Here is a 22,116-nt window from a genome sequence, read left to right as displayed (position 1 = left end):
GGGCCCACGGGCCCCCTGCTCTACAGGATATCCAAGTTTACCTTTTTGCCTTCCCTGGTAGCAGCTGCTTTAACAACAGTCCGCAATGCCTTAGCAATTCGGCCTTGCTTACCGATAATTTTCCCCATATCATCAGGGGCTACACTAAGGCTGATGTTGATTTCATCACCATCTTCCTTGAGAAGCACAGTAACCTGATCGGGCTGTTCTACCAGGGCCTTGGCCAGGGTTTCCACCAGTTCTTTCATGGTGGCACCTCCTATTTCTGAACACCAGCCTTTTTAAACAAGGACTTAACAGTATCGGTGGGTTGAGCCCCTTTGTTCAACCAGGCATTAGCTTTTTCTACATCAATCTTGATTTGTGCCGGTTGGGTAGTCGGGTTATAATAACCCAGCTCATCGATAAAACGGCCATCCCGGGGAGAACGGGAATCAGCCACGATTACCCGATAAAAGGGATTTTTCTTGGAACCCATCCGCTTTAAGCGAATTTTTACAGCCACTAGTCTCACCTCCTTGTCAGAATATCGATTTCTCTATTTAAAGAACGGCAATTTAATACCGCCTTTTTTCTTCATTTTCTTCTCCAGCTGAGCGAATTGTTTCATCATCGCTTTCGCCTGTTTAAATTGCTCCAAAAGTTTATTTACATCTTGTACACGAGTGCCTGAACCTCTGGCAATACGCTTCTTACGACTGGAGTCAATAATTTCCGGTTTTGCTCTTTCCTGAGGGGTCATGGATAGGATGATGGCTTCTACACGCGCCATTTCTTTGGGATTAATCTGCTTTTGTAATTCTTTCAGCTCTTTACCTCCAATGCCAGGCAGCATGCTTAGAATATTCTCCAGCGGCCCCAGTTTTTTCATCTGCTGCATCTGGTTCAGGAAATCTTCCAGGGTGAATTCTGCTTTTCGCATCTTTTCCTGCAGTTTTTCCGCTTCCGCCTGGTCAAAAGCAGCCTGTGCCTTTTCGATTAGAGACAGCACATCTCCCATACCCAGGATCCGTGATGCCAGTCGATCCGGGTAAAAAGGTTCCAGAGCATCCAGTTTTTCGCCCATGCCAGCAAATTTTATTGGTTTACCGGTAACAGCCCGAACTGAAAGAGCTGCTCCCCCTTTGGCATCACCATCCAATTTGGTCATAATAACACCATCGATACCCAGCTGGGCATTAAAGGTCTCAGCCACTTCTACAGCTGTCTGACCGGTCATCGCATCAACAACCAGCAATATCTCATGGGGTTTGATAGCGGCTTTGATATCCTGAAGCTCCTGCATCAATTCCTCGTTAATATGCAATCTTCCCGCCGTATCGATTATCACCATATCTCGACCATGAGATGCCGCATATTCAAGGGCCCCTTTTGCTATATTGACTGCGCTAACTGAGGTCCCCATAGCGAACACAGGTATTTGTAGTTGCTCTCCTAAAACCTGCAACTGTTTAACAGCAGCAGGTCGATAAATATCAGCAGCAACCAGCAGGGGCTTTTTGCCTTGTTTACGCAATAAATTGGCCAGCTTGCCAGCACTTGTGGTTTTCCCTGCCCCCTGTAAACCAACCAGCATGATAACTGTAGGGGGCTTGGGAGCAGTAGTTAACCGGCTTTGTATACCACCTAGAAGTTCTATCAGTTCTTCATGGACTATTTTAATCACTTGCTGAGCCGGTGTTAAACTGGCTAAAACTTCTTGTCCAACAGCGCGTTCCTTTACTTTTTTTATAAAATCTTTAACTACTTTATAACTTACGTCTGCTTCTAAAAGTGCCACCCGGATTTCGCGCATCACTTCAGAAACATCTTCTTCAGTAACCTTGCCTTTACCGCGCAGCCGCTTAAATGCTGCCTGCAAACGTTCACTGAGATTTTCAAAAATAGCCATGGTTTTACACCTGCCTTTAAAAAAACGCCAGTAATTTTTTCACCAATGTGCGAGCCTCATCGATTTGACCAGCAGCCAGTTGTTGATCAATTTTTTCAACCATTGTTTTTACTTGATTATATCTGGCAACCAAACCCAGCTTCTGTTCCAGTTCTTCCAATTGTTTGAGGGAGCGTTTTAAAAGATCATGTACACCCTGCCGGGAAACAGCCAATTGTTCTGCGATTTCCGTTAGTGTTAAATCCTCATCATAGTATAACTCCATGACCAGTTTTTGTTTGTCCGTCAGAAAGTCACTATAAAAGGACAAAAGCAGACTGATATAGTCCCTTTGTTCAAACGGTATCACCATTAGGCTCCCCACCTTTGTTCCTTACTAATTCTACACAAAAAAGATCAGGGTGTCAAGCAATTTTACTTGACACCCTCTTTTTTATAAGATTCTCCAGTTTTTGATGTGCAGAGTTGAAAATAGTCCCCATGATTGCCTTTCAATTATAACTGGCTTCCTTGGCAGCTCCTGATGGTAATAAATTTCAATGTTATTACTGACAAAACACAAATAGTCTTCTTGTTTCCCTATCGGAGCACCTAGCCTGATCCCCGGTTCGAAACAGAACTCCCCACAACAGGAGTGAACAGAATTGGGGGCTTCAATAGTAATGGCCTTTACTCCCTTTCTGTTTAGATATTTTACTACCTCAGGTTCTAGTGTTACCATTACGGCTGCCCCCCTTGCAGAATAAAGTTATTGCAGTAATGATGATCTTTCACCGGTTTTGATGATCTGGAACCAGCGCCGGAAGGAATCCAGCAAAATAACAGCAGCCAGTGAAATCATCAAGATACTTAGCCCGGTATTCAAGTACATCCCTTTCGGTAGATAGACGTTGATCATTGTAGTTAGTCCAGCAGTAATTGTTGTAATGGCCAGGAAAACCATCGGCACGAAAGTAATCAAAGCGTATGATATTTTTCCGCTTTTCTTAAGAATGATAGTAGTGCCGATTGCCAGAGCCAGAGTTGCTAATAACTGGTTGGAAACCCCGAAGATTGGCCAGATGGTCTTAATTTCACCACCGTAAATCAAGTATCCCCAGGCAAAGGAAACGATAGCACTGGTGATGATGACGTTCCAGGGGGCATTGGGGTTTTTGACTCTGGCAAAATCTTGCAAAATATAACGGGCTACCCTGGTACCGGCATCAATGGTTGTTAAAATAAAGAGTGCTTCGAACATGATGGCGAACTGATACCAGTAAGCCATCAGATGTTTTAATCCAGGTATGCTGGAGAAAATATAGGCCATACCTACAGCCAGTGATACAGCACCGCCGGGCCGACCCGCCACTTCTTCGCCAACCAATCTGGATAGCTCCGGCAGGTTAACAATTTGCATCCCCAGTTTGGCAAAAACTTCAGGTTTGGTGTTGATGGCAAAATAATCGCCAGGCAGAAGAACTGTGGCAGCAATTAAAGCCATTACACCAACAAAAGCTTCAACCAGCATACTGCCAAAACCGACCAGTTGAATGTCCTTTTCGTTATTAATCATTTTAGGAGTAGTACCTGAGGAAATCAGAGCATGAAAACCCGAAATAGCTCCACAGGCGATGGTGATGAAAACAAAAGGCCAAACCTTACCGGGAATGATCGGACCGCCTCCAGCAACGAACTTGGTGGTTGCCGGCATATGAATTTCCGGATTGACAATAATGATCCCCAGCGCCAGGGCCAAGATGGTGCCGATCTTAAGGTAAGAGCTTAAATAATCCCGGGGGGCCAGCAACAGCCAAACTGGAAGCGCAGCTGCCAGGAACCCATATGTTGGCAGCAAGATCTTTAAAGCGTTCTCAGAAAAGATAAACCAGCTGGCGAAACCAGAATTTTTAATATAGGGACCAGTTATTACCGCCAGCATGATCAAAGCCGTACCGATCAGGGAAGCCTCACCAATTTTTCCAGGACGCCATTTATGCATATATAAACCAATGAAAATTGCAATGGGAATTGTCATGCCTACGGTATATACCCCCCAGGCATTCTGGAACAGGGCATTTACTACAACAATCCCCAATCCGGCCATCGCAATAAGGATAATCAACAAAATGGCAATCCCGGTTGCAAAGCCAGTAACTGGTCCTACTTCAGCGCGAGCAATGTCTGACAGGGATTTTCCATCATGACGAACAGAGGCGAATAAGATTACCATGTCGTGAACCGCCCCTGCCAGCACAGCACCGATCAGAATCCAGAGGAAACCGGGCAAATAGCCAAATTGTGCTGCCAGCACCGGGCCAACCAGTGGTCCAGCCCCGGCAATCGCCGCAAAATGATGGCCAAAGACAACCCATTTATTGGTGGGAACATAGTCTTTACCATCATTAAAGCGATGGGCGGGCGTGGTGCGTTCACCGTCAAAGGCCAGAACTTTGGCAGCAATGAAAGCACCATAAAACCGATACGCTAAAATTAAAACCAGAGCTGCCGTCAAAACAAGAGTTAGTGCGTGCATATCAGTACACCTCCTGCAAAAAGACTTATAATTGCATTTTCAGTGTACTGCCATACCGCCTTTTCGACAGCATTTTCGACATAAAATGTCCTAAAATCGACACGAAATGGTCTAAACAAGCCCTAGTTTTTCTCTAAATTCATTGACGTAGGATCGGCTGACAGGAACTACTTCTGCCTCTTTATCTCTAAAGATCAGATTGTAAGTACCTTTAAACCAGGGGACGATTTCCACGATAGCTTCCAGATTAACTATATAACTGCGATGAACCTTTAGAAAACTATCCTGGTTGAGTTTCTGGGCAATTTCATATAGTGAGAAATTCGTTGGAAAATCGTGGCCCTCAACCCTGACAACGGCATTCCTGCCCTCTGCTTTGATATAGAGAATATCTTCCTGGTTAATCAACAAAATCCTTCCATCTTTTATTGCAGGGATTTTTGTCTTTTTCCCTTTTTGTAGATGTTCTATTGTTTCTTTTAAAATTTGATAATGCTCATTAACGGCTTTGATATTTTTCCATTCCTGGATAGTTTTTTGTAATCTTATTTTATTCACCGGTTTCAGCAAATAATCCAGGGCATGAAGTTCAAAAGCCTCGATCGCATACTGGTCATATGCTGTAACAAAAATTACTCTGGTCCGGGGTACTAGCCTTGCCAGAAATTTTGCTACTTCAAGTCCGGACATGTCATGTAACTGAATATCCAAAAAAACCAGTTCTGGCTCCAGTTGTTGTGCCAGTTCAAGGGCTTCCTGTCCACTATCAGCTTCCCCTGCTACTTCAATTTCGGGATAATCTTTTAGCAGGAATTTTAACTCTTGTCTAGCTGGCAGTTCATCATCGACTATTAGTACCCTGATTTTCATTTTTGTACTCCTTCCGGTATAACAAACTCCACCCTGGTTCCATAAGTCTGACCTGGCAATGGACTAATTATCTTTAACCCCGCTTCCGGGCCAAACCAGCTACGCAGACGGGCATCCACATTTTTCAGCCCCATTCCACTCCCATCTGATTCTTTTTTTGTTTGATTGAACCCTACGCCATCATCTTCTATCCAGACCAGTGCCTGGTTCCGCTCTTGTTTAATACCTATTTGCAAATTGCCAAAACCCCGTTTGGGCAACAATCCATGACGCAGGGCATTTTCAACTAATGGTTGTAGAGTTAACGGGGGAATCTTTACCGGTCTCAATTCAGGATCAATCTGCCAGGTTATAGCAATGCGATGGCCAAAACGGGCCTCCTCAATCGCTAAATAGGCTTTTACGTGTTCGATTTCCTCTCTGATATCCACCAGTCGTTTGTTGTCCTGAAGATTTTTGCGAAAATAGTCGCCTAACTGCGCCAATAGACCTCTCGCTTTTTCTGGATCGGTACGACAAAATAACATAATAGTATTAAGGGCATTAAATAAAAAATGAGGGTTAATCTGGGCCTGTAACGCTCTTATTTCAGCATCAGCCAGTAATTGAGAACGCCGTTCCAGTTCCGCCAGCTCCAGCTGGGTGGAAAACAGGTGGGCTAGACCATTGGCAAATTCTATTTCCACTTCTGTTACAGGTTTGTTGGTACGATGGTAGATTTTCAAAGTACCTACTACCTGTTGATTTTGCCTTAATGGAACTATTACCGCTGTATTTAAAGGACAGGTCGGATGGGAACAGTCGATTTCCTGCCTGCTACCAGCAATTTTGGTTTGACCAGTTTCAATTACTATCCGGGTTGCCTCTGTCTGGATAGGCTGACCGGGTAGATGATGGTCACTGCCGGCACCTACATGTGCCAGAATGTTTTCCCGGTCAGTTATCGCTACCGCTGCTGAACCGGTTTCTCTTAAAATTATCTGAGCAACTTCCCCGGCAGATTGGATAGTCAGTCCATGGCGTAAAATAGGCAAAGTATAATTAGCAATCTTCAGGGCCAGTTGTGCCATAAAGGCAGCTATTCGTTCCTGTTCCTGAAAACTCTGGCGGACTATCATAATAAAAATAGCAATCCCAGCTGCGTTGACAATAGTCATTGGTGCTGCTATTACTTTCACCAGATCAAGAGCTGAAACAAAAGGACGGGCTAAAGCAAGAATGATCAGCATCTGTAAAGATTCAGCAATGAAGCCGGTAACAAAACCTACTCGCCAGTCCATCGCTTGTTTGGGCCAGTATTTATTGACCAGGCCTCCTAACAGTCCCTCTATTGTAGTGGAAACAGCACAGGCAAAACCCGTAAATCCTCCCAGAGACCAGCGGTGAATTCCTCCGATAAGGCCAGTTATAGCTCCTACTGCTGGTCCCCCTAGCAAACCGGCCACTATGGCTCCTACTGCGCGGGAGTTGGCGATGGCACCTTTGACTGGAATACCATAATAAGTGCCCAGAATGGTGATTATCCCAAAAATAATCACCATCCCCCCTTTTTCTCGCCAGGTCAAATCCTGGCGTAACAATCTCCGAAACAAGGGGGTACGTGAAAAAAGGTAAGCTATCGTTACTACTACTGTTAACCTCTCAAACAGGGTTAGCAATAAGCTCATAATATCAGCTCCCTACAACTTGCCAGCTTTTCTTAAAAATACACAAAGGGTATGTAAAATTTGAGCTTCCAGGCTACTTTCCTTTAATATTAATTGTCTTCCCGACATTAGAGTCGGTACATTCGTTTTGGGATCTGAAAGATACATAGCCAGTAACCCCGTAATCACCAGCTCATGAAAACTATTATACTGGAGCTTGTTAATTGAATCTTTAGCATTTTTATAAAACAGAATCAAGCGTTTTTCCCTTTCCGCATCAGTCGCATAATAAAAATGAAAATTCAGATCTCCCTCTTTTTTGTCTTCCTCCTGGTCAATATAGTAATCTAAAAGTATATGTAAACCCGTAATCCAGGGAAAATAATAACTCGCTTCTTGTGGCTCCAAGCCTGCTACCAGAGCAAACACTCCCAGGGTAGAACCTGTAGCAGCCGCAAATTCCATGGGATATAGATTCCAGTAACTCTTTCCAGCTTCTCTAGCCCATGTCTCTAACTTTTTTTCCCGCACTGACCAATCCAGGTGTTTATAGATCTGAAGTTCACTGTATAAGGTAACCCACTCTGCTGCTAGGTGAGCTTTGGATTCATCCCAGCCCAAACTCTTTAATGCCTTTTGACAGGTCGTAACCAGCTGGTTTAAATAACCGCCATCATTCTTTACAGGATAATTAAGATAATAATCACGGCTGGCTGCTGCCGGCCTAATTGCATCCAGCATGGCATAATGCAACTGCCGAAAAGCTTGCTCTTCAATTACCTGGGCCCGATCACAGAGATTATCCAGATAATCACTGATTGTCTGAAAGGCAACTATAAAATCAAGCACTTCCTGCTGCCTGGCCCCTGGATAAAGGGCAAAAACTGCCCCTCCAATACAGTGGAACTTTTTATGTTCAATGCTTGCTAGAGCTTGAGTTTTTAATAAATTTTCGGGCATTCTTTCCGCTAGCTCTTTCCAGTTAGCAAGCCTTTGTTCTACCTGAGGCATAACTTCCACGATATACCTGTACAGCCATTTTGTCCATTGAACCGCTTTTTTCATGAGCTACCTCCTGTCAATGAATCACTATGATTATATCACTCCTTTTATAAAACGGCAAAAGCCTGCCCCAACGGGACAGGCTACTTTTCCCTATTTTTCGCTGGCAGCCCGGGCCAGTAGTTCCTTCGTCCGGGCTTCTGCTCTCTCAATAACTTCCTTTTCATCAACAAAAAGAAGTTTGCGTTCGGTCATGATGACTCGACCGTTAACAATCACCGTATCTACGTCTGCTGCAGTAGCCGAATAGACCAGATTGGCTATCAGGTCATGGCGCGGGTATAAATGGGGCTTCTCCAGATCGATTAAGATGATATCAGCCAGGTATCCTGGTTGCAACTGCCCCAGATTATCGTAGCCAAGGGCCTGAGCCCCTTTAACCGTAGCCATCTCCAGAGCTGTGTAAGCAGGCAACACCGTAGGGTTCATGGTAAAAACTTTATGTAGTAGAGCTGCGCTTCTCATTTCCTGCATTAGATCCAGGTTATTGTTAGAGGAAGGCCCATCTGTCCCCAGGCCAACCACAGCCCCTAACTCCAGGAGGCGGGGAACTGGGGCCACTCCAGAAGCAAGCTTCATGTTGCTCTCCGGATTATGCGCAATTCCAACTTTATGGTTGGCCAGTATTTCCATCTCTTCATCAGTTAAATGGACACAGTGCGCGGCCAGAACCTGCCGTCCCTTAAAGAGACCAATCTGGTCCATCAATTTAACAGGAGTGGTGCCGTATTTTTCTTTAATTTCTTCCACTTCGGCTTTAGTTTCTGCCAGGTGAATATGGATACCTACTTTTAGATCATCAGCCAGTTTCATTACCCGTTCCAGATACTCGGGTGGGCAGGTATAAGGTGCATGGGGTCCAAGCATAACCTTGACCATGCCATCTGCCTTGCAATGCCAGCATTCTACCAGCTCTACTGATTCATTAATGGCCCGCTCTGCATTCGGTCCAAAGCCGATCATGCCCCGGGCCAAATTAGCTCTGATTCCTACTACCTGAGCAGCTTCAGCCACTCTGCCCATTTCAAAATACATATCAGCAAAGAGGGTAGTTCCACTCTTAACCATTTCAGCACAGGCCAGCAATGAACCCCAGTATACATCTTCACTATTTAGATGGGCCTCGATTGGCCAGATTTTTTTCTGTAGCCATTCCATTAATGGTAAATCATCAGCATAACTCCTCAGCAGCGTCATTGCGGCATGGTTGTGACAGTTAACCAGACCCGGCATAACGACCTTGCCTCTGGCATCTATTACTGTATCGGGTTGAAATTCAGCGGGCACGTTTCCGACATACTTGATTTCCTTGCCTTCAATGGCCAGATCAGCATTGTACAAAATCTGATCCGGCCCAGTCATTGGCAATATAGCAGTTGCGTTTTTAATTAATAAACTGCCCATAAAGCACCCTCCTTTTCTACCACTGGGCCAGCTGCTTCGTTTTAGCTTTCGGATTCTCCCTTTCTTTTAATAAGCGAGTGTAATAAGCTATCTTACAGCTGTGTTCCAGACTGGCAGTTAATTGATAGGCTTCTTCCAGCAATTGACCAATAGCAAAACTGCCATGGCCGCGAACCATCACAATCTTGTATTCCTTCAATAAGTCAGGGAGTTTTTGTTCAACTTCCTGTGAGCCCACTGTATGTTCCACACTCAATACTGGTATTTTATGCAACAAATAGGCTCCTTCTGAGTCCACAGGTATAATCTCATCTTCCAAAAGTGACAGGGTTGTTGCAAACACCGGATGGGCATGGACAATAGCCAGGGCCGCTGTATTGCGGTAAATGGCCCGGTGGACCCGAATTTCTGTTGACGCCAGGGTAATATGGCAATCATTTTTCTCCAGCCCAGTTTCAATTAGGTCCCGCTCTGTTAAATGTCCCAGCATTGCTCCGCGACGGGTAATAATTATCCGGTCTCCCTGCCTGATACTTAAGTTTCCACTATGGGAATTGTTTAATCCCGATTGAAAAAGGTCCCGGCCTACCAACTGGAACATATTAAGCACTATGGTCTTCCTCCAGTCCTAACTGTCTTAATTTGGCGGGAGTGGGCACTCCTTGCTTGTCCCAGCCCCGATAATGGTAATATTCCCTTACCATGGTTTCCAACTGTACCACCATACCGGCAGCAGGTCCCGATTGAACTGGTTCTTTTAAAAGTCTTGGGGGAAGAGTATCATCAGCTGCGCTAAAGCCGGCTTTAAGATTAAATAGCCTTTCCAGGTTCCAGATGCGTTCCCCGATGATATGCAAATCCTGAGGCTGATAATTGATACCTGTCACTGCAGTCAGCAAGCGGGCAAAGTATTCTTCTGAAACCGCCAGTCCAATAAAGCGGCAGAGTACCAGGGTGTCCATAGCGGCATTGATGTTCTGGAAATTAATTGTTAACCCCGCCTTCCCTGCCGGGCTATAAGGATCTACCAGTTTCGGTACCCCCAGCACTTCCGGTCCTACCATATAGGCTCGTAAATGACAGGCACCGCGGTTGGATGTAGCCAGCGCCAGTCCCATTCCCTGGGTGCCCCTGGGATCATAGGCCGGCATCTCCAGGCCTTTTACTTGCATAGCCAGTTCGGGAGCTCCATATTTTTCTGCCAGTCTTTTGCTGCCTTCCGCCAGGTCATTTCCAATTGACCGTCGATAAGCGATAAATTCAATCAGTTCCAGTATTTTCTCCCGGGAACCAAAAGCCAGATCCTCGGTCAGATGCCCTTTTTCTGCCAGTTCCATTGCACAGCCAATGGTGCTACCTGTAGAGATAGTGTCCAAACCCAGCAAATTACAGAGATAATTTGCCCGGGTTATGAGCTCCAGGTCAGCTATCCCACACTGAGCGCCAAAAGACCAGATGGTCTCATACTCCGGTCCTTCCCCTGATTGTTCACCTACTTTAGTAACCCGGGAACACTGGATAGGACAGGCATAACAGCCACTTCTCTTAATAGTCAGGGTTTCTGCTAGCCGTTCTCCCGAAATATCTTCCGCCCTTTCGAACTGTGACTGCTGAAAATTACGAGTGGGTAAAATGCCCAGTTCATTAAAAAGATTGACCAGCACTGCAGTGCCAAATTCCGGGAGTCCCTGGGAAGTAATAGGATTAGCCTTTAGCCATTTATTAGTTTCATAAACCACAAAATCCAGGCGCTCAGGATCTGCTACAGGAACCTTCTTCTCTCCATCAACTACTATGGCTTTGAGATTTTTGGCTCCCATAACTGCTCCCACACCACCGCGCCCCAAAGCCCGGCTATAGTCGTTAATGATAGCTGCATATTTTACCAGGTTTTCTCCAGCAGGGCCAATACAGGCTACACTTACCTGACTGCCTTCCTTTTGTTTTAGCAATTCAGTAGTTTCCCTGGTATCTCTTCCCCAGAGCTCAGCAGCAGCTTTTATTTGAATCTGGTCATTCTTGATTACTATATATACCGGCTCTGCTGCCTTCCCTTTGATATACAGGGCATCGAAGCCACAGCGTTTGAACTTAACCCCCCAGACCCCACCAGCATTGGAATCAAAAATGGTTCCAGTCAATGGCGACTTAGTGGATAGACTAAATCTACCGGAAGTTGGTACTTTCGTTCCGGTCAGGGGCCCAACGGTAAAAATTAAAGGGTTCTGGGGACTTAAGGGATCCAAACCGGGATCCGTTTCCCGGTAAAGGAGATAAGTTCCCAGTCCCCTGCCCCCGATATATTGCCGGTAAATTGTTTCAACAATTGTGTCTACCTTTACTTCATAATTGTCTAGATCGATACGAATAATTTTGCCCATCCAGCCAAACATAAATGTGCTCCTTCCAGTGTTTACTCACCATGTTGCCAGCCATAAAGATAGGCTTCCTGTTCCGGTGTCAATTTATCTATGGTAATTCCGAGAGACTGCAGTTTTAATTCTGCTACTCTCCTATCAATCTCCGGACTAACCAGGTATACTTTTTTCTCCAGTTTGGTGCCATTTTCCACTAGATAACGGGCTGACAGAGCTTGCAAGGCAAAGGAAGTATCCATAATTTCGGCAGGATGGCCATCACCCGCTGCCAGATTAACCAGTCGTCCTTCTGCTAGTAGATATAACTTCCGACCATCTGCCAGCGTAAATTCTTCAATATCTTTGCGTACTACCCGTTTGCTTATTGCCAGTTCATTCAACTCCGGTTTATTGATTTCCACATCAAAGTGTCCGGCATTGGCCAGCAGTACCCCGTTTTTCATTTTTTCATAATGCCAGCGCCGGATTACATCCTTGCAACCGGTAACTGTAATAAACACATCTCCTAAAGCCGCTGCCTCATCCATGGTCATTACCTGGAACCCATCCATATGGGCTTCAATGGCTTTGATGGGGTCAACCTCACAAATAATAATTTTGGCCCCCAGGCCTTTAGCTCGCATCGCTACCCCTTTCCCACACCAGCCATAACCAATAACGACCACTGTCTTACCTGCAACTATCAGATTAGTAGTTCGCATAATCCCTGTCCAGACTGACTCCCCGGTCCCATAACGATTGTCAAACAAATATTTACTATAGGCGTCATTAACAGCGATCATAGGAAAGGGCAGGCGGTTTTCCTTTTCCAGGGCCCGCAGGCGCAAGACACCGGTAGTAGTTTCTTCACAACCACCGATAATGGAGCTAGCCAATTCCGGCCTTTCTGTGTGAATTAAATGCATTAAATCGCCACCATCATCTATAATAATATCCGGCCGGGTGTCCAGTACCATCAATAAATGCTGTTTGTATTCCTCAGGAGTAGCATTATACCAGGAGAATACCTGTAAACCTTGTGCCGCCAGTGCTGCTGCTACATCATCCTGAGTGGAGAGGGGATTAGAGCCTGTGATGCTAACATTTGCGCCCCCGGCTTGCAAAACCAGAGCCAGGTAAGCAGTTTTGGCTTCTAAATGCATGGAAATGGCAACTCTTTTTCCATTAAAAGGTTTATCCCGTTCAAATTCCTTACGGATTTCATTTAATACCGGCATGTGTTCTTTAACCCAGGCAATTTTTTTTGCGCCATTTTCCGCCAGGTTGATATCTCTGACTAGATAATTCATTTTGCTCCCTCCCCATATGTTTTTTGCAAATTGACTTTATAGGGCTTTCTGATAATTCCTTTTTCGGTAATAATGGCATCAATCAAATAATTGGGAGTAATATCAAAGGCTGGATTAAAGACTTTTACCCCTTCGGGAGCAATCCGCTGGCCGCATATATGAGTTATTTCCCGGGGATCTCTTTCTTCGATAGGTATATCGTCTCCGGAAGCCAAAGTCAAGTCCACTGTGGAATATGGTGCCGCCACATAAAATGGAATCTTATTTTCTTTGGCTAAAACAGCTAAGCCATAAGTACCAATCTTATTGGCCACATCGCCATTGGCAGTAATGCGGTCTGCACCAACTATGACCAGATCAACCATTCCCCGCCGCATCAGATAACCGGCCATATTATCGGTAATTAAGGTAACCGGAATCCCATCCTGCATAAGTTCAAAGGCAGTTAAGCGAGCCCCCTGCAGCAAAGGTCTGGTTTCATCAGCATAAACCTGTACCTGTTTGCCAGCAGCATGGGCAGCTCTGATTACCCCCAGGGCAGTACCAAACCCTGCTGTTGCCAGGGCCCCTGCATTACAGTGGGTAAGAATACGGGCTCCGGAGGGAATCAGCTGTTGTCCATATTCACCCATACGGCGATTCAACTCCAGATCTTCCTGGTGTATAGCTTTAGCCTCCTCCAGAAGAATGTCGGCTATTTCTGCAGGCTGCAAGTGGGATACCTCTAGCAGTTTCTTCTCCATACGATCTAAGGCCCAGAACAGGTTAACAGCTGTAGGCCTGGTGCTGGCCAGGACCTGTTTCACCTCTTGCATTTCCGCCAGAAATTGCTCTCTGGGCAGGTTTTGATGTTCCCGGGCCCCCATGGCATAGCCAAAGGCAGCCGCCGCTCCTATAGCCGGCGCACCGCGCACTTGCATAGATTTAATGGCATTGGCTACCGCCAGATAGTCCGAGGATTGTACATATTCGATGGTTAATGGAAGCCTGGTTTGATCCAGTATCTCCAATATCCCTTCTCGCCAGCGTAAGCTCTCCACAACAATTGCCTCCTTTACAAACTGCCCAGATCCGAAATAGCCCGGCCACAGCTACAATTCCGTTCCTGGGGTAGATTATCCATAACCTCCAGTAATAGGGTTTGCAACTTGCTTGCATTCTGGGCCATCGTTTCCAGTACTTCCGTATGAGTTAAAGGAGTGGGCGATATTCCAGCTGCAAAGTTAGTCACCATGGCAATTGTAGCATAGCAAATTTCCGCTTCTCGCGCCAAAACCACTTCCGGAACGGAAGTCATGCCAACCAGATCTCCACCTAAGCTACGGTACATGCGTATTTCCGCCGGGGTTTCAAAGCGAGGCCCTTCAGTACAAACATACACCCCGCCTTTGGCTATTTCGATGCCTTTTCTGCTTGCAGCCTGAGCGATGATTTCTCGCAAGTGGGGACAATAGGGTTCAGTCATATCAATATGAATAACCCCTTTTTCGCCCCCGGTAAAAAAGGTGGATTCCCGCTGTTTGGTAAAATCCAGGAATTGATCTACCAGGACAAAAGCACCGGGAGGGAATTCCTGTTTCAGGGAACCCACTGCAGCTGTTGCAAAAATCCTCTGAACTCCCAGATCCTTTAAAGCCTTAATATTTGCCCGGTAATTTACCAGATGGGGGGGCACAGAATGTCCAGCCCCATGGCGATTCAGGAATGCTATTTCCTTGCCTTTGTAAAGTCCTATTTTTACACTGGTAGTGCCATATTCATTTTCCAGCAACTCATCTCGTAAATCGCTAAACAGGCGGGGATCATAAACTCCCGTTCCCCCAATTATCGCTACTTCAATCGCCATTTTTCTACATCTCCTTTGCATCACTTCGGTCAAAGAGGGCAGAGGCAAATTCCTGGGGGGCAAAGGGCCTCAAGTCCTCCATCTTCTCCCCGATGCCAATGAATTTCACCGGCACTTTTAACTCGTTTTTAATGGAAATTATCACTCCACCCTTGGCAGTGCCGTCCAGCTTGGTAAGGACAATCCCTGTTACTCCGGCAGCCTCACCAAAGATCTTGGCCTGGTTTACTGCATTCTGTCCTGTAGTAGCGTCCAGTACCAGCAAAACCTCGTGGGGGGCATCCGGAACTTCTCGTTGAATCACTCGTTTAATTTTCTTCAATTCTTCCATCAAATTAACTTTGTTATGCAGCCGCCCGGCTGTATCAATAATGATAACATCAGCTTTTCTAGCTCTAGCAGCTTGCATAGCATCAAAGGCTACTGCCGCCGGATCACTGCCTTCCTGGTGCTTGATCACTTCTACTCCGGCTCTGTTTCCCCAGATTTCCAGCTGGTCAATCGCAGCGGCGCGGAAAGTATCCCCTGCTGCTAGAATGACTTTTTTGCCCTGGCTTTTTAAAAACCAGGCTAGTTTACCAATGGTTGTGGTTTTCCCTACCCCATTTACTCCAACTACGAGAATTACTGAAAACGGCTGCCCTTTCAGATTAAGCTCAATATCCTCTTCTCCTAAAATTCGGGCAACTTCTTCAGCAAGCACATCTTTTAATAGTGATGCATCTTCAATGCGCCTTTCTTTGCATATCTTCTGCAGTTTTTCTACGAGCTGCATGGAAGTAGTCACACCCACGTCTGCCTGAATCAGAGCTTCTTCCAGCTCTTCGAAAAACTCCTCATCGGGTTTACGGTATCCCGTTAATAAAGTCTCAATTTTTTCTACGAAAACCTGCCTGGTTTTGGCCAGACTTTCTTTTAACTTGCTAAAAAAGCCCATGTAATACCCTCCCTCGCAAAAAATGGTTAAGGAGGATGCCTCCTTAACCACTGGCATCATTTTTTAATTTTAGCATAAAGTCTAGACGAGCTCAATTGCTTTACATAAAGCGGTAAATTCCTGGGCAATCCCGAATTTGCGGTTACGGATTTCCGCTTCTGCTTCCGGAGTCTCAGCCTGGAAAAACTCCTGACTGATTTTCTCATCTTCATCTGCCAGCCGGAAAATTTCCTCTCGGACTTCAATTACTGTAGCCCCTTTTATGTTGCCATCCTGGTCGTGACCAATGGCGATAATCGGTCTACCCCAGGTCCCAGGTCCAGCCATAGCGTCTCCCATATGCATGACCCCGGTTCCACCAGGATGGGTATGCACAAAAACGGCATTTTCCGGAACCAGTTTAGCATAAATTTCTTTTAGGCTCCTCCCACTAATGTCCACAGCGCTGGAAGCAATTAGCCGGGAAGGGATATAGCCCATACCACCCACTACCGGTTTTCCCATGCCGGTAACATGCCCCTTTTCATCCACAATGCCGATTACCGCTACCTCCCGGCCTTGTCCCACCTCTGTAGACTTTACTACCAGCTCCTGAGCCAGCTCTTTGGCAATAGTATTTACCTCAAACCGCTGGAGCTGCCAGTTTTGCTGGCAAAAGGGCCCTGGCCAGGGTTTTAGCTCTGTCTCTACAACCGAGACAGGCTCTGATAGGTAGAGAAATCTCTGGGCTAATTCATTACTGGCTTGCAATACTCTTCTCTCCTCATCCATATTATCAGCGGCCAGTATATCTAGATCCACTCGCTCGGCTTTAGTTCCCAGGTCGAAATAATCTGGCCTGACATCAATATAACCGATGCCAGCCACACGCTTATGTTTAATACCAATTGCCACAACAGAACAGCCAAAAAAATTAATCCCACTGACATCAGTAATCAAGCCGCTTTTCCCTGGCCGTGTAATAATGAAGACGGCGTTGTCTGGCAAACTCATCAAACCTTCGATCACAGGTCTGCCTTCCATGTTACAGATGTATTTTAAAAGCTGGCGCAGGGGCAAACCTGAAATCCCCCCCTCAACCAGGGGAGTGATACAATCGATAATACCCTGTTCATTGACCAGACCGAACACACCACAATTGCGGCCCTGGCCCAGACGGTTACTGGTTTCCAGAAGCTTATCCACTATCGCTTTGGCAATTCCTTGAACTTTCATCCCTAACCCTCCTGCAGCTTTTGTTTTTAGTTTGGCAAAGCAGGAGGTGTTTCATGCTAAACCTGTTTTAACAAGAACTCATAAAACTTTTGGGCAATTGGCGGAAGAAACACCTGCCGGTGGCGCAATAGATAGAAGGTGCGGCTCAAGTCCAGACCTTTGACCCGTACAGCTGCAATTTTCCCTTCAGCAAGCATATCGGCAACTGCTAAATTGCTTACCCAGCCTGCACCTAAACCGGAAGCAACAGCAGTCACTACTGCCCGGCTGGATCCTAATTCCATCAAAACCGGCAACTGGGATAACTCAATATTTAAAGTTTGTAATCTGGTTTCCACAACCTTTCTGGTTCCAGACCCCTGTTCACGTAAAATCCAGGGAGATTCCCACAAACGCCCTGGCTCAATTTCCTGCACCCCAAACCAGGGGTGTTCAGGCCCTACGATTAGCAAAATCTCATCTGACCGCCAGGGCTGACATTCTAGCAAAGGATCTTTCAAAGCTACACCTGTTACCCCTAAATGCACAGCCCGCTCCAGTAAAAGCTGTCCTACTGCTTCACTATCCGTAATATTAAGCCCCAGGGACACTCCTGGAATGTGATTGCGAAAAGTAGCCAGCAATACAGGCAATAAATACTCCCCGGGAATAGTAGAAGCTGCCAGCCGGATTGTACCGGTCTGGGAAGCTTTCAGTTGCTCCAGCCCATCCTGTAAAATATTCCATTCACTGAGAATGCGTTTGGCCTGTCGGTAAAGCAAATGACCGCCGTCTGTAATAATTAGCTGTTTTTCTCCGCGCTCGATCAAGGGCAGCCCCAGTTCTTCTTCCAGATTTTTGATTTGCAAGCTAACCGCCGGCTGGGTCATATGCAGAACCCGGGCAGCTCTAGTGAATGACCCCAGTTCAACCACCAGACAAAAGGTCTCAAGTTGTCGTAAGTTCATTAAAATTTCACCCTCAAATCCCCAATTCTCCTGGTCACTCGCTGCCGATCAAAATACTCCATTAAGGGAACCATGTATTTGCGCGATGAGTTCAAAGCATCCCGAAACTGGGCCAGTGTTATTTCCTGATGTTTTTCCAGAAGTTCCAGTAAAATATCCTTTGCTTCCTTTAGGGCCCGGCTGTGAAAATATAAATCGTCACTTATTTTTATCAGTCTGCCTTGTTGTTGTAAAAACAGTAGCACTTCCTCCTGCTGCTGGGGTGAAACTGGTAATTTCTCCGCCACTTCAGCCCAGGACGGAGGCTGAAATTTTCCTTTCAGAAAAGCTGTTTCTGCCTGGGCTACTGCCTCGGCTAATTTACCCTTTGCTTCTGGTTGAAAATCTTTTAAGGCGACATCTTGTTCTAAGATTTGCAGCTCCCCATCCTGCTGCCACATATTTAGCAAAGCAGTAAACTCTTTGTTGCTTAAATTTAGATTCAGTTTACCCCTTAGTTCTTCTTTAGAAAAACCGCGCCGCAGCGGATACTGTTGATGATATTTTTGTAAAATCTGTTTGACCGTATCCAACCATAGTAGATAAATGTCCCGGGCTATTCCATACTTTTGCTTTTCCACACTGATTTCCAGAGCATCTCCTCTGCCTAGAAGAACTTGTTGAGCAGCCTGGCCCTCCTCTTGTGAGAGCTGTGCCTTTTTAATCAGTTCCTCCCACGTAAGCAGGGCGGATGAAGTGGATTTCATTACATTCAACAATAGTTCATCCGGCTCTCCTTTAAGTTTTTGCAGCAATTGCTCGTTTAGTCCTTCCTGGTATCTCCTGTGACGGGGCGGATTGGCGTCGATAATCTGACCTCCCGCCACAGTATGCATTGGACTGTAAGTACGTACTATAAACCGGTCTCTTTTGGCTGCTACCACAGGTTGTTCTAGTACCAGCTGTACCGGGGCTCTGGTTCCAGCTTCCAATTCTTCTCGATCCAGTAAGCGCAAACGGCAAAAAACCTCACTGGTTCCAAGATAGAAACGCAATCTTTGACCATGTTGTAATGCCTTTTCAACAGTCGGCAATACTTCCAGTTCCACATCCAGACGATAAGTGGGGACGAAGGCGCCAGGAACGGTTAAAACTTCTCCTTTATCCACCTCGTTTATTTCCAGGCCGTGCAAATTAACGGCTACTCTCTGGCCCGCTCTCGCCTCTTCCACCCTTTTACCATGCACCTGTAAACTGCGAATTCGACTTTGTTTGCCAGAAGGTAACAGTACAACTTCCTGTCCCATCTGAAGGCGGCCACTAATCAGAGTCCCGGTAACCACAGTGCCAAAGCCTGTTATCGTAAAGACCCGGTCAATCGGCAAACGCGCCTGGCCGGTCGCAGGTCTCTCCTCAATATCACTAACCAGTTTTTCAAGAACAGCAATTAACTCGGGAATTCCCTGTCCAGTCATTGCTGAAACAGCAATAACCGGGGCGCCAGCTAACACTGAATCTTTTAAAACTCCTTCTACCTCTTCGCGGATAAGATCCAGCCATTCAGTTTCTACCAGGTCCGCCTTGGTTATCACCACAACGCCGCCCTTAACCTGAAGTAAATTAATAATATCCAGGTGTTCTCTGGTTTGCGGCATAATTCCTTCATCGGCAGCGATAACCAGCATTACCAGGTCAATGCCACCAACTCCGGCTAACATATTCTTAATAAAGCGCTCATGGCCCGGTACATCCACCAGGCCGATTCTTTGTCCAGAAGGTAAGGTAAAAGGAGCAAATCCCAGTTCAATCGAAATGCCCCGTACTTTTTCCTCTTTCAGCCGGTCAGTATCATGCCCGGTTAGGGCCTTGACCAGGGTAGTTTTGCCATGGTCAACATGGCCAGCAGTGCCGATAATAACCCGCTTCATCGGCTCTCTCCCTCCATCAAACTGGTAAAAGCTGATAAAATCATCTTTTCCTCTCCAGGTAAAACAGTGCGCAAATCCAGCAGGATCCCCTCATCCTTGATACGTACCAATATCGGCCTATCCTGTTGCCGCAAACGCTCTGCCATCAGTTGACAGTCTCGTTGTACAAACTTTATTCTGACTGCATAAGTAGGCAAACTAGTTAAGGGCATTGCGCCTCCTCCTACCTCACTGACCTCAGCTACTACCTGAACCTCAGCCTTATCATGCAATACAGTACGAAGAGAAGTTGCCAGACTTTCTGCTCTGTCCTGTATCTGGTCAGCAGTTAAGGTCAGCAGGCGCAAAGTAGGTATTTCCTGCCATACTCCTTCCGGCTCAAGATAAGCCAGCAATGTTGCCTGCAGGGCAGCAACAGTCATTTTATCGATTCGCAAAGCCCGGTTTAAAGGATGTTTTTTCATTTTGTCCAGAAGACTTTTCTTGCCGACGATAATACCAGCCTGCGGTCCTCCTAAAAGCTTGTCCCCTGAAAAAGTGACGACATCCGCCCCGGCGGCAATTGATGCCTGAACAGTAGGCTCATCACCGATACCTCTAGCAGCCAGGTCTACCAAAAATCCGGATCCCAGATCCTCCATTACCGGCAATTGATAACGTTTACCCAGTTCTACCAAATCAGCCAGGCCAACTTCCTGAGTGAAACCTACTATCCGGTAATTACTGGTGTGTACTTTCAATAACAAGCCCGTATTAGGACCTATAGCTTGTTCATAATCACTGAGCTTAGTTTTATTGGTAGCCCCCACTTCTTTTAAAATACAACCTGACTGGGCCATTACCTCAGGAACACGAAATGAACCGCCGATTTCTACAAGTTGACTGCGGGAAATAATCACTTCCTTGCCTGCCCCGAGAACGGATAAAGCCAGCAAAACTGCAGCTGCATTATTATTGACAACCAGTGCCGCTTCCGCCCCGGTAATCTGACAGAGCAGCTCCTCAACATGACTGTAACGGGAACCCCGTTTCCCGGTGGACAAATCCATTTCCAGATTACAATACCCCCGAGCCACAGCTGTCACTGCCGCCACTGCCCGGTCAGACAGAGGAGCTCTGCCTAAATTGGTATGCAAAACAACCCCGGTAGCATTTACTACCGGTTTTAGTTGCGGGGTGGATAGACGTAATAGGGCCTTTTCCACCTCAGCGCAGATCTCCCTTATCGCCGGTACCGCTTTTAATTCCTCATTCCTGATTCGCTGGCGATAGGCCTCTATCACCGCCTGAATTTTTTTTACCAGAATTTCCCGCGGAAATCTTGCTTTGACCGCCGGTTTAATTGCCTGCATAACTTTTTCTACTGCCGGCAAATGCCGCATTTTTTCATTTACAGACATCGGAGTTAAACTCCTTTCCTGGAATATTAGTGAAAAGCGCAATAAGCTCAGGGCTTATTGCACTTCTTCTTCCTCAAAACGATTTATCGGTTTTACGATCCGGGCCAACCAGATGCTGATTTCATAGAGGATAATCATTGGCGCTGCCATCAAAAGCTGGGAGATAATATCCGGACCGGGAGTTAAAAAAGCAGCAATAACAAAAATCAGCAAAATGGCAAATTTTCTGTTCTTTTTTAGAAATTCCGGAGTAACTAATCCCAGTTTGGCCAAAATAGACACCACTATCGGCAGCTCGAACACCAGGCCAAAGGGCAAGAGGAATGCCAATGTGAAATTCCAGTATTCCTGCATACCATACATAGGTGCAACTGCTTCCCCACCAAAACCCCAGAAAAATACTGTACCGATTTTAAATACAGTAAAATAAGCAAAAATCAGGCCGGTGAAAAAGAGCAGTACGGCCGCAGGAAGAATTCTGCCTACGATCTTTTTCTCATGAGGCTTCAGAGCTGGTTCAATAAACGACCAGATCTGATAGATAATATAAGGGCTGGCCAGAACGATCCCAGTTACAAAAGCAATCTTGACATAGACGAAAAAAACATCTGTCGGTTTCAGAACAATCGGTTTAAAATTCGGATTAATATCCAGTAGTGGTTTTAAAAGAATTTGCATAATAGTTTCCCGGTAATACCAACCAATAGCAAAACCAGGAATTAGAGAGAGAAGGCTCTTGATAATAACCCAGCGTAACTCCTCTAAATGGCCCAGCAGGGACATTTCCTTTTCAGACATGGGGCTCACCC

Annotated in this window: 21 protein-coding genes; all 21 read right to left on the bottom strand. The window is 46.0% G+C overall.

Annotation, left to right across the window (positions count from 1 at the left end; translation table 11 throughout):
- Nucleotides 1–20 precede the first annotated feature (20 nt).
- The 21 genes from CTH_RS06560 to tatC all read right to left on the bottom strand — a co-directional run bounded on the left by CTH_RS06560 (nt 21) and on the right by tatC (nt 22,105).
- Nucleotides 21–248, bottom strand: coding sequence for a KH domain-containing protein (locus CTH_RS06560; protein ID WP_078665520.1), 228 nt, complete (start codon nt 246–248; stop codon nt 21–23).
- Nucleotides 249–259: 11 nt separating this feature from the next.
- The gene (gene rpsP, locus CTH_RS06555) at nt 260–505 is read right to left on the bottom strand and encodes a 30S ribosomal protein S16 (RefSeq protein WP_078665519.1); all 246 of its coding nucleotides are present in this window, start codon (nt 503–505) and stop codon (nt 260–262) included.
- Between the two features lie 33 nt (nt 506–538).
- Nucleotides 539–1,885 (bottom strand): signal recognition particle protein, encoded by a 1,347-nt coding sequence (ffh, locus tag CTH_RS06550; protein WP_078665530.1) that lies wholly within the window; start codon nt 1,883–1,885, stop codon nt 539–541.
- Nucleotides 1,886–1,907: 22 nt separating this feature from the next.
- The gene (ylxM, locus tag CTH_RS06545; RefSeq protein WP_078665518.1) at nt 1,908–2,243 is read right to left on the bottom strand and encodes a YlxM family DNA-binding protein; all 336 of its coding nucleotides are present in this window, start codon (nt 2,241–2,243) and stop codon (nt 1,908–1,910) included.
- A gap of 81 nt (nt 2,244–2,324) precedes the next feature.
- A complete protein-coding gene (locus CTH_RS06540) occupies nt 2,325–2,612 on the bottom strand; it encodes a hypothetical protein (protein ID WP_078665517.1) in 288 nt (95 codons plus the stop codon).
- A gap of 27 nt (nt 2,613–2,639) precedes the next feature.
- Nucleotides 2,640–4,406 (bottom strand): carbon starvation CstA family protein, encoded by a 1,767-nt coding sequence (locus CTH_RS06535; RefSeq protein ID WP_078665516.1) that lies wholly within the window; start codon nt 4,404–4,406, stop codon nt 2,640–2,642.
- Between the two features lie 111 nt (nt 4,407–4,517).
- A complete protein-coding gene (locus tag CTH_RS06530) occupies nt 4,518–5,276 on the bottom strand; it encodes a LytR/AlgR family response regulator transcription factor (RefSeq protein ID WP_078665515.1) in 759 nt (252 codons plus the stop codon).
- Entirely contained in the window at nt 5,273–6,943 is a 1,671-nt protein-coding gene (locus CTH_RS06525; protein WP_079933648.1) for a sensor histidine kinase, read from the bottom strand. The genes CTH_RS06530 and CTH_RS06525 overlap by 4 nt, the downstream gene beginning before the upstream one ends.
- 12 nt (nt 6,944–6,955) lie before the next feature.
- Nucleotides 6,956–7,987 (bottom strand): tetraprenyl-beta-curcumene synthase family protein, encoded by a 1,032-nt coding sequence (locus tag CTH_RS06520; protein ID WP_078665513.1) that lies wholly within the window; start codon nt 7,985–7,987, stop codon nt 6,956–6,958.
- Nucleotides 7,988–8,077: 90 nt separating this feature from the next.
- A complete protein-coding gene (locus CTH_RS06515; RefSeq protein ID WP_078665512.1) occupies nt 8,078–9,388 on the bottom strand; it encodes an amidohydrolase in 1,311 nt (436 codons plus the stop codon).
- 16 nt (nt 9,389–9,404) lie between these two features.
- Nucleotides 9,405–9,989 (bottom strand): aldolase, encoded by a 585-nt coding sequence (locus tag CTH_RS06510; RefSeq protein WP_242952051.1) that lies wholly within the window; start codon nt 9,987–9,989, stop codon nt 9,405–9,407.
- A gap of 1 nt (nt 9,990) precedes the next feature.
- Nucleotides 9,991–11,781, bottom strand: coding sequence for an aldehyde ferredoxin oxidoreductase family protein (locus CTH_RS06505; protein WP_078665510.1), 1,791 nt, complete (start codon nt 11,779–11,781; stop codon nt 9,991–9,993).
- A 20-nt stretch (nt 11,782–11,801) separates the two neighbouring features.
- Nucleotides 11,802–13,055 (bottom strand): adenosylhomocysteinase, encoded by a 1,254-nt coding sequence (locus CTH_RS06500; RefSeq protein ID WP_078665509.1) that lies wholly within the window; start codon nt 13,053–13,055, stop codon nt 11,802–11,804.
- Nucleotides 13,052–14,095 (bottom strand): S-methyl-5-thioribose-1-phosphate isomerase, encoded by a 1,044-nt coding sequence (gene mtnA / locus CTH_RS06495; protein ID WP_079933650.1) that lies wholly within the window; start codon nt 14,093–14,095, stop codon nt 13,052–13,054. Before mtnA ends, CTH_RS06500 begins: the two co-directional genes overlap by 4 nt.
- Nucleotides 14,096–14,109: 14 nt before the next feature.
- Nucleotides 14,110–14,901 carry an S-methyl-5'-thioadenosine phosphorylase gene (gene mtnP, locus CTH_RS06490; protein WP_078665507.1) on the bottom strand — a complete coding sequence of 264 codons (792 nt, stop codon included), beginning with the start codon at nt 14,899–14,901 and terminating at the stop codon, nt 14,110–14,112.
- 4 nt (nt 14,902–14,905) lie between these two features.
- A complete protein-coding gene (gene ftsY, locus CTH_RS06485; protein ID WP_078665506.1) occupies nt 14,906–15,838 on the bottom strand; it encodes a signal recognition particle-docking protein FtsY in 933 nt (310 codons plus the stop codon).
- Between the two features lie 81 nt (nt 15,839–15,919).
- Nucleotides 15,920–17,053 (bottom strand): peptidase S7, encoded by a 1,134-nt coding sequence (locus tag CTH_RS06480; protein WP_078665505.1) that lies wholly within the window; start codon nt 17,051–17,053, stop codon nt 15,920–15,922.
- Between the two features lie 56 nt (nt 17,054–17,109).
- Complete coding sequence (locus CTH_RS06475; RefSeq protein WP_079907114.1) at nt 17,110–18,000, bottom strand: selenium metabolism-associated LysR family transcriptional regulator; 891 nt, start codon at nt 17,998–18,000, stop codon at nt 17,110–17,112.
- A complete protein-coding gene (selB, locus tag CTH_RS06470; RefSeq protein WP_107753360.1) occupies nt 18,000–19,907 on the bottom strand; it encodes a selenocysteine-specific translation elongation factor in 1,908 nt (635 codons plus the stop codon). Before selB ends, CTH_RS06475 begins: the two co-directional genes overlap by 1 nt.
- On the bottom strand, nt 19,904–21,307 hold the full coding sequence (gene selA / locus CTH_RS06465; protein WP_078665502.1) for an L-seryl-tRNA(Sec) selenium transferase: 1,404 nt from the start codon (nt 21,305–21,307) through the stop codon (nt 19,904–19,906). Before selA ends, selB begins: the two co-directional genes overlap by 4 nt.
- 54 nt (nt 21,308–21,361) lie before the next feature.
- Nucleotides 21,362–22,105 (bottom strand): twin-arginine translocase subunit TatC, encoded by a 744-nt coding sequence (gene tatC, locus CTH_RS06460; protein ID WP_078665501.1) that lies wholly within the window; start codon nt 22,103–22,105, stop codon nt 21,362–21,364.
- Nucleotides 22,106–22,116 lie beyond the last annotated feature (11 nt).

It is taken from the genome of Carboxydocella thermautotrophica (genome assembly GCA_003054495.1).
Lineage (GTDB): Bacteria > Bacillota.
This window is presented reverse-complemented; position numbering and strand designations above follow the sequence as displayed.

Bases quoted from the DNA above. Each gene is read 5' to 3' on its own strand.
- CTH_RS06560 (WP_078665520.1), bottom strand. From the start codon at position 248: ATGAAAGAACTGGTGGAAACCCTGGCCAAGGCCCTGGTAGAACAGCCC.
- ylxM (WP_078665518.1), bottom strand. From the start codon at position 2,243: ATGGTGATACCGTTTGAACAAAGGGACTATATCAGTCTGCTTTTGTCC.
- CTH_RS06540 (WP_078665517.1), bottom strand. From the start codon at position 2,612: ATGGTAACACTAGAACCTGAGGTAGTAAAATATCTAAACAGAAAGGGA.
- CTH_RS06535 (WP_078665516.1), bottom strand. From the start codon at position 4,406: ATGCACGCACTAACTCTTGTTTTGACGGCAGCTCTGGTTTTAATTTTA.
- CTH_RS06530 (WP_078665515.1), bottom strand. From the start codon at position 5,276: ATGAAAATCAGGGTACTAATAGTCGATGATGAACTGCCAGCTAGACAA.
- CTH_RS06525 (WP_079933648.1), bottom strand. From the start codon at position 6,943: ATGAGCTTATTGCTAACCCTGTTTGAGAGGTTAACAGTAGTAGTAACG.
- CTH_RS06520 (WP_078665513.1), bottom strand. From the start codon at position 7,987: ATGAAAAAAGCGGTTCAATGGACAAAATGGCTGTACAGGTATATCGTG.
- CTH_RS06515 (WP_078665512.1), bottom strand. From the start codon at position 9,388: ATGGGCAGTTTATTAATTAAAAACGCAACTGCTATATTGCCAATGACT.
- CTH_RS06510 (WP_242952051.1), bottom strand. From the start codon at position 9,989: ATGTTCCAGTTGGTAGGCCGGGACCTTTTTCAATCGGGATTAAACAAT.
- CTH_RS06505 (WP_078665510.1), bottom strand. From the start codon at position 11,781: ATGTTTGGCTGGATGGGCAAAATTATTCGTATCGATCTAGACAATTAT.
- CTH_RS06500 (WP_078665509.1), bottom strand. From the start codon at position 13,055: ATGAATTATCTAGTCAGAGATATCAACCTGGCGGAAAATGGCGCAAAA.
- mtnP (WP_078665507.1), bottom strand. From the start codon at position 14,901: ATGGCGATTGAAGTAGCGATAATTGGGGGAACGGGAGTTTATGATCCC.
- ftsY (WP_078665506.1), bottom strand. From the start codon at position 15,838: ATGGGCTTTTTTAGCAAGTTAAAAGAAAGTCTGGCCAAAACCAGGCAG.
- CTH_RS06480 (WP_078665505.1), bottom strand. From the start codon at position 17,053: ATGAAAGTTCAAGGAATTGCCAAAGCGATAGTGGATAAGCTTCTGGAA.
- CTH_RS06475 (WP_079907114.1), bottom strand. From the start codon at position 18,000: ATGAACTTACGACAACTTGAGACCTTTTGTCTGGTGGTTGAACTGGGG.
- selB (WP_107753360.1), bottom strand. From the start codon at position 19,907: ATGAAGCGGGTTATTATCGGCACTGCTGGCCATGTTGACCATGGCAAA.
- selA (WP_078665502.1), bottom strand. From the start codon at position 21,307: ATGTCTGTAAATGAAAAAATGCGGCATTTGCCGGCAGTAGAAAAAGTT.
- tatC (WP_078665501.1), bottom strand. From the start codon at position 22,105: ATGTCTGAAAAGGAAATGTCCCTGCTGGGCCATTTAGAGGAGTTACGC.